Here is a 6,061-nt window from a genome sequence, read left to right on the forward strand (position 1 = left end):
GCATGGGCATGAGCGAGTTCTACGGCCCGACCGACTCCGGTGAGGCCCTCGCCACCCTGGACGCCGCGCTGGAGGCCGGCGTCACGCTGTTCGACACCGCCGACGCCTACGGCTTCGGCCGCAACGAGGAGTTCATCGGCCCCTTCGTCCGGGCCAACCGGGACCGGGTGGTGCTCGCCACCAAGTTCGCGCTGGTCCGCAAGGAGGACGACCCGAGCCACCGGAGCATCAGCAACGACCCGGCGTACATCCGGTCCGCGGTGGACGCCTCGCTGCGCCGCCTGGGCGTGGACGAGATCGACCTCTACTACATGCACCGGCGCGACCCGGCCGTGCCGCTGGCCGAATCGGTGGGCGCCATGGCCGAGTTGGTCAAGGCGGGCAAGGTGCGGCAGCTGGGCCTGTCGGAGGTGACCGGGGCGGAGCTGCGCGAGGCGTACGCGATCCACCCGATCGCCGCGCTCCAGTCCGAGTGGTCGGTGTTCTCCCGGGACGTCGAGCGGACGGCGGTGCCGGCCGCGGCCGAGCTGGGCGTCGCCTTCGTGCCGTACTCGCCGCTCGGGCGGGGCTTCCTGACCGGCGCGTTCCAGGCCGCCGAGCAGCTCGCGGCGGACGACTTCCGGCGCAGCCAGCCGCGTTTCACCGGGGAGAACGCGGCGGCCAACGCCGAACTGCTGGCGCCGCTGCGGGAGATCGCGGAGGCCCGCGGGGTGACCATGGCCCAGGTCGCGCTCGCCTGGGTGCACCGGCAGGCCGAGGTGCACGGGCTGACCGTGGTGCCGATCCCGGGCACCCGCAAGCGCGCCCGGCTCCTGGAGAACACCGCGGCGGCGACGCTGCGGCTCACGGAGGAGGAGCTGGCGCTGCTGGAGCCGGTCGCGGGCCGGGTGGTCGGCGACCGCTACGCCGACATGAGCTTCACCCAGAGCGGGCGGGAGTAGCGCGCCCCGGGGGCCCGGGACTCCGGGCCCCCGAGGGCGAGGGGGCTCAGACCTTGCGGCCCAGCCAGGCGGCCAGCCGGGTGTGGATGTCGGCGTCCTCGGCGACCGGCTGCGGCAGGCCGAACGGGAGGTGGCCGCCGCGGACCTCGGGCGGCAGCACCCGCTCGGCGAAGGCCATCGCGGTGTGCGACAGCTCCTCGTTCAGCTCGAACTCCCCGTCGAGGGTCCGGGAGATGTCCCAGGCGTGGGCGGCCGCCTCCATCAGGTAGCCGGCGATCACCGCCGCGCCGGGCACCTCGCCCCAGGGGGCGAGGGTCGGGCGGCCGAGCTTGCTGTCGTCCGCCCAGGCGGCGGCGGCCCGGGCGGTCGCCCGGGACAGGGCGGCGGACCAGCCCTCGTCGGACGGGTCCTCGATGCCCATCAGGATGTCCTCGGCGCGGCCGCCCTCGCCCATGTAGGCGGAGCGGTGGACGCCGCCGACCACGTGGTTCAGCAGTTGGCGCAGGGTGAAGTCGGTACACGGGGTCTGCCGGTCGAGGTCTGCCGGGGTTATCGCGGCGAACAGCCGCTCCAACTGGCCGAGGGAGAGCAGGTACTGCGGGCGGGGGTCCTGGACGCTGGCGTTCACGGGTGGTCAGCTCCCTTGTGTGGTGCGGGATTTCCTTGGGACTTCGGTCGCTTTTCGGTGCCTGAACGCAATCTCCCAGTAAAACCTGACAAGTGCCGTCAGGATTGTTGGGATTCTTGTGCCATGAAGGCCGAACGTCTGCTATCGATCCTCCTGTTGCTCCAGACCCGCGGCCGGGTGCCCGCCACCGAACTCGCCGAGCGGCTGGAGGTGTCCGTCCGCACCATCTACCGTGACGTGGAGTCGCTCTCGGCCGCCGGGGTGCCGGTGTTCACCGAGCGCGGCCGGCACGGCGGCATCAACCTGCTGCCCGGCTACCGCACCGACGTCACCGGGCTGACCGCGGACGAGGCCCGCGCGCTGTTCGTGCTCTCCGCCCAGGGCGCGCACAGCGACCTCGGGCTGGACGGCGCGCTCGGCTCGGCGCTGCGCAAGGTGATGGCCGCGCTGCCGGCCCCGCACCGGCCGACGGCCGAGCGGGTCAGCGAGCGGATCCTGGTCGACCCGACCCGCTGGATGAAGGGCTCCGCGCCCGCCGCCGAGAGCGGCCCGGACCTGGGTGAGTTGCAGTACGCCGTCTTCGCCGACCGGCGGCTGAGGCTGCGCTACCGGCACAGCGGCACGCCCGCGCCGACGGAGTACACCGTCGACCCGTACGGGCTGGTGAGCAAGGCCTCGGTCTGGTACCTGGTGGCCGATCTGCACGGCGAGCCGCGGCTGTTCCGGTCCGACCGGGTGCTGGTCGCCGAGACCACGGAGGAGGCGGTGCGGCGCCGGCCGGGGGTGGGGCTCGGCGAGGTGTGGGCGGTGCTGCGGGAGCAGGTGGAGCGGCTGCCCAAGGAGGTGCCGGTGCGGGTGCGGGTGCGGCGAGGGCGGCTGGACATGTTCCTGCGCGTCCACGGCGGCAGGGTCACCGCGGCGCCGGTGGAGGCGGGCACCGGGCCGGCCGAGGAGTGGGTCGAGGTGACGATGGCCTTCCCGGCCCCGGCGGCCGTGCGTTCGCTGCTGGCCTTCGGCGCGGACGCCGAGGTGCTGACCCCGCCGACCGCCCGGCGCGAGCTGGCCCGGGCGGCGGCGGAGGCATTGCGCCTTTATCAGGACCAGCGCCTTTATCAGGACCAGCGCCTCTATCAGGACTAGGAGGTGGGGTCAGGAGGTGGGAGAGGTCCGGATGACGTTCCGGTAGTCGCCGAGGGAGATCGCCGCGAAGTTGTGCAGGCTGTCGGTGCCCTCGGTGAAGTAGCCGTTGTGGCCGGCGGCGCGGGCCGAGGAGATCTGCTCGGCGCCGAAGCCGCCGCCGGTCGGGTCGGCGCCGTGGCCGAGCTTGCCGACCTCCAGGAACGGGACGTTGCCGATCCAGTCGCTGGGGTTGCGGGTGGCCCACACGTGCACGCCGGCGCCCAGTTCGGTGCTGGACTGCACGCCCATGCCGGGGCTGCCGAACACCATCATGTCGGTGATGCCCGAGGTGTCGGACGGCGAGGCGGCCGCGCGCGGGATGTCCGGGGCGGCGGTGCCGCAGACCACCGAGCCGTACGAGTGGCAGAGCAGCGACGGGGGCGCGTCCGGGCGGGTGGTCTCCTTGAGCCCGGCGAGCAGCCGCTCCAGTCGGGGCGCCGCCACGTCGGCGAGCCGGGAGGTGGCCGCGTCCGGGCCGAGGCCGACCGGGGTGACGTAGCCGGTCCAGGCGATGACGGCGGTACGGGTGCCCGGTGCCTGGCGCTGCTCCTCGGCGTACAGGGCGCGGGCCATGCCGGCCGGTCCGCGCAGCGGTTCGGCGGTCTGGTCGAAGTGGCCGAGGTCGGTGTCCGAGCCGGGCACGACGACGGAGATCCGCTCGGCGTCGGCGAGGTCGCCCCACACCTCGCTGACCAGGCCGCGGCCGCGCGGGTCGAAGGCCAGGATCTGGCGGCCGGGGGAGAGCAGGCGGGCGACGTCGTTGGCGCGGGAGACGGCCAGCGCGCGGGTGTCGGCGTCCAGCTTGCGGTCGTGCGAGCGGGCCCGGGCGGCGTCGCGCTCGTCGGCCAGAGCGATGCGGTTGGCGCGGTAGCGCAGGTCCAGCGGGGCGCCGTCGTAGTTGCCGACGACCAGCGGGTAGTCCTTGATCAGCCGGTCCAGCTCGGTGGGGGCGAGCGAGGCGAAGAACTCGGCGGCGGCGGCCGGGCTGGTGGTGGCCGGGTCGGGCAGGGAGCGGCCGAAGGAGTGGTCCTGGACCCAGGCGGCGCTGCCGGCCGGGGGCGTGGAGATCGCCAGCTGCTCGGAGGAGACCGCGGCCGCGGCCGCCGAGGCGCCGGCGTCGGCGAGCACGGCACAACCCGCGAACGCCCCGATCAGTACCCGCTTCCAGCGTCGACGGTTGCGCACCGCACCAACTCCCTTGGGGCCCGTCACCGTTTCGCGGGCGGTGCCCGGAGGGTGTGTAAGGACTGCTGACTTCCCTGCGCAAGCCTAGGGGGCCAGGAGGCGCGACGGAGAACGCCTAAACTGTGGGATGGATCACATGAACCACGGGTGTCGTTCCGGCGTCCGTAAGTGGCCGTTCCGGCGGCTCTAACCGGAGTTCCGGGCGTCGAATTCGCGCACCAGCCGCTTGGGTGCCGTCCGCCGCCAGGCCTCGGTGACCAGGTCGTCCAGCTCCTGCGGATCGACCAGGTCCAGCCGGACGCTCACCCAGCCGTGCCGGCCGACGTACGGGGCGAAGGAGAAGACCTCGGGCTCGGCGGCCAGCAGCTCGGCCTGGTCCTCGCGGGAGGCCTTGACGGTGACGCTCTCTCCCTCGGGCGAGCCCATCGCGAAGACCCGGCCGCGGACCCGCAGCGTCTCGATGCCCCAGGTCGGTTCCCGGGCGGCCTCCGGCAGCCCCAGTGCCAGCGTGCGGAACTCGTCGAACGTCACCATGGCGGCAGGGTAGAGCAGGGCACTGACAACACGCCCCGGTGCGGGGAACGGCCGAAGGGGGCGCGGACCGATCGGTCCGCGCCCCCTTCGCGGCATGGGCGACGGCGTGCGTCACACCACGCCCAGCGCGTAGGCGGCGAAGAGCGCCGCCGCGGCCCCGGCCAGTGCCTTGCCGACCCGGGAGAAGGCCGTCCAGGGCCCGTCGAAGCGCCGGGCGAACCACCCGATCGCCACCAGGGCGGCCCCGAACAGCGGGAGCAGCGCCAGCCGGGCGGCCACCCAGCCGAGCGAGTCCGGCGCGGTGGTCAGCCCCGGGACGGCGCCCAGGCCGGCCGCGGCGGGCACCGCGACCGCGAGCATCGCGCTCTGGTGCCAGCAGAAGATCGTCATCGCCGACAGGTTGACCGCCACCACCGGCATCCACAGCAGCGGACGGCGGGTCAGCAGCCGCCCCAGCCGCTCCCGCAGCAGCACCGCGGCGCCGCACTGCACCGCCGCCAGCGCGAGCACCAGCAGGGACGGCGGGTGCGAGTTGGTCCGCTCGGCCCCGGGCACGCCGACCATGCTGGCCGGGTAGTGGAACACCAGCAGCAGCACGGCGAACAGCGCGCCGCCGCCGAGCAGCAGCACCCGGGCGTGCGAGCGGCCGAGCCGGCCCCGCGCCCACAGCACGCCCAGCTGGTAGCCGAACAGCCAGCCCGGCAGGAGGTTCAGCAGCCCGACCCAGGAGGGCACCGCCTCGGCCCAGGGCCCGTAGCGCAGCAGGTCGACCACCGCGACCGCCGCCACCAGCAGGCCCGCCGACCAGCCGCCGAGCCGCCGGCCGAACGCCACGCAGAGCGGGGTGAGCGCGGTCAGCACGAGGTAGACCGCGATGTACCAGAGCGGCTGCACCACCAGCGTCGCGCCGGTGCGCAGGGTGTCCGCGGGGACGCCGAGGCGGGGCAGCAGCGGGATCAGCAGCGCCCAGACCGCCGTCACCCCGAGCACCGGGCGCAGCAGCCGGACGGTACGGGCGCGCAGCCAGCTCCCGTACGTCAGGCCCTTGGCGCGGGACCGTTCCAGCGAGCGGACCGAGGAGTGGCCGCCGACCAGGAAGAACACCCCGAGCAGTTGGAGCACCCAGCTGACCGGGGCGAAGAAGCCGAGCGAGGAGAGCGGGCTGGCGTTGTGCAGGGCGCCGTCGGGGGAGCGGGTGAGGCCGCCGAGCATCCAGTGTCCGATCGGGACGGCGAGCAGGGCGAGGGCGCGCAGGCCGTCCAGGGCGCGGTCGCGGGTCTCGGGGGTCTTCGCGTCGACCTTCTCGGCGGCGCGGCGCAGGGCGCTGACGGGGTGGGCCATGGCTGGTGCTCCTTCCTGGGGCGGGTTTCAGCGCCCGAGGGCGATGGCGGCGTAGGCGGCGAGCGAGGCGGTGCCGGGGGCGAAGTAGCCGGTGTGGCCGTGGGATCCGGTGGCGGGCAGCGGGCGGGCGCCGAAGCCGGGGCCGGTCGGGTCGGCGCCGTGGCCGAGGCCGAGCAGCCGGACGCCCGGTACGTAGCCGATCCAGTCGGAGTCGTTGCGGGTGGTGGCCCAGAGCGGGACGCCCGGGTCGAGG

Annotated in this window: 6 protein-coding genes and 1 pseudogene; 2 read left to right on the forward strand and 5 right to left on the reverse strand. The window is 74.4% G+C overall.

Annotated elements, in window-relative coordinates; genetic code table 11:
- A partial coding sequence (locus J0670_RS27070) for an aldo/keto reductase (protein WP_207814296.1) occupies positions 1–941 on the forward strand: 941 nt, incomplete at its 5' end.
- 46 nt (positions 942–987) lie between these two features.
- Here the strand turns inward: J0670_RS27070 and J0670_RS27075 are convergent.
- Positions 988–1,569, reverse strand: a complete 582-nt coding sequence (locus tag J0670_RS27075; protein ID WP_207814297.1) for a TIGR03086 family metal-binding protein — start codon at positions 1,567–1,569, stop codon at positions 988–990.
- Between the two features lie 123 nt (positions 1,570–1,692).
- Between J0670_RS27075 and J0670_RS27080 the strand changes: the two genes are divergently transcribed.
- Positions 1,693–2,709: a YafY family protein gene (locus J0670_RS27080; protein ID WP_207814298.1), complete on the forward strand. Its 1,017-nt coding sequence runs from the start codon at positions 1,693–1,695 to the stop codon at positions 2,707–2,709.
- 9 nt (positions 2,710–2,718) lie between these two features.
- Here the strand turns inward: J0670_RS27080 and J0670_RS27085 are convergent, their stop codons facing one another.
- The 4 genes and pseudogenes from J0670_RS27085 to J0670_RS27100 form a co-directional block, all read right to left on the reverse strand.
- On the reverse strand, positions 2,719–3,933 hold the full coding sequence (locus J0670_RS27085; protein ID WP_307806711.1) for an alpha/beta hydrolase: 1,215 nt from the start codon (positions 3,931–3,933) through the stop codon (positions 2,719–2,721).
- 186 nt (positions 3,934–4,119) lie between these two features.
- Positions 4,120–4,467 (reverse strand): MmcQ/YjbR family DNA-binding protein, encoded by a 348-nt coding sequence (locus J0670_RS27090; protein ID WP_207814300.1) that lies wholly within the window; start codon positions 4,465–4,467, stop codon positions 4,120–4,122.
- A gap of 111 nt (positions 4,468–4,578) precedes the next feature.
- The gene (locus J0670_RS27095; protein WP_207814301.1) at positions 4,579–5,808 is read right to left on the reverse strand and encodes an acyltransferase; all 1,230 of its coding nucleotides are present in this window, start codon (positions 5,806–5,808) and stop codon (positions 4,579–4,581) included.
- 27 nt (positions 5,809–5,835) lie between these two features.
- Positions 5,836–6,061 (reverse strand): annotated as a pseudogene (locus J0670_RS27100) (hypothetical protein); the annotation flags it as partial.

Source organism: Streptomyces sp. FH025, assembly GCF_017427025.1.
In the GTDB taxonomy this organism is placed as follows: domain Bacteria; phylum Actinomycetota; class Actinomycetes; order Streptomycetales; family Streptomycetaceae; genus Kitasatospora.

What these genes read in the sequence shown, in the direction of transcription:
- J0670_RS27080 (WP_207814298.1), top strand. Translation starts at nt 1,693, where the DNA reads ATGAAGGCCGAACGTCTGCTATCGATCCTCCTGTTGCTCCAGACCCGC.
- J0670_RS27090 (WP_207814300.1), bottom strand. Translation starts at nt 4,467, where the DNA reads ATGGTGACGTTCGACGAGTTCCGCACGCTGGCACTGGGGCTGCCGGAG.
- J0670_RS27095 (WP_207814301.1), bottom strand. Translation starts at nt 5,808, where the DNA reads ATGGCCCACCCCGTCAGCGCCCTGCGCCGCGCCGCCGAGAAGGTCGAC.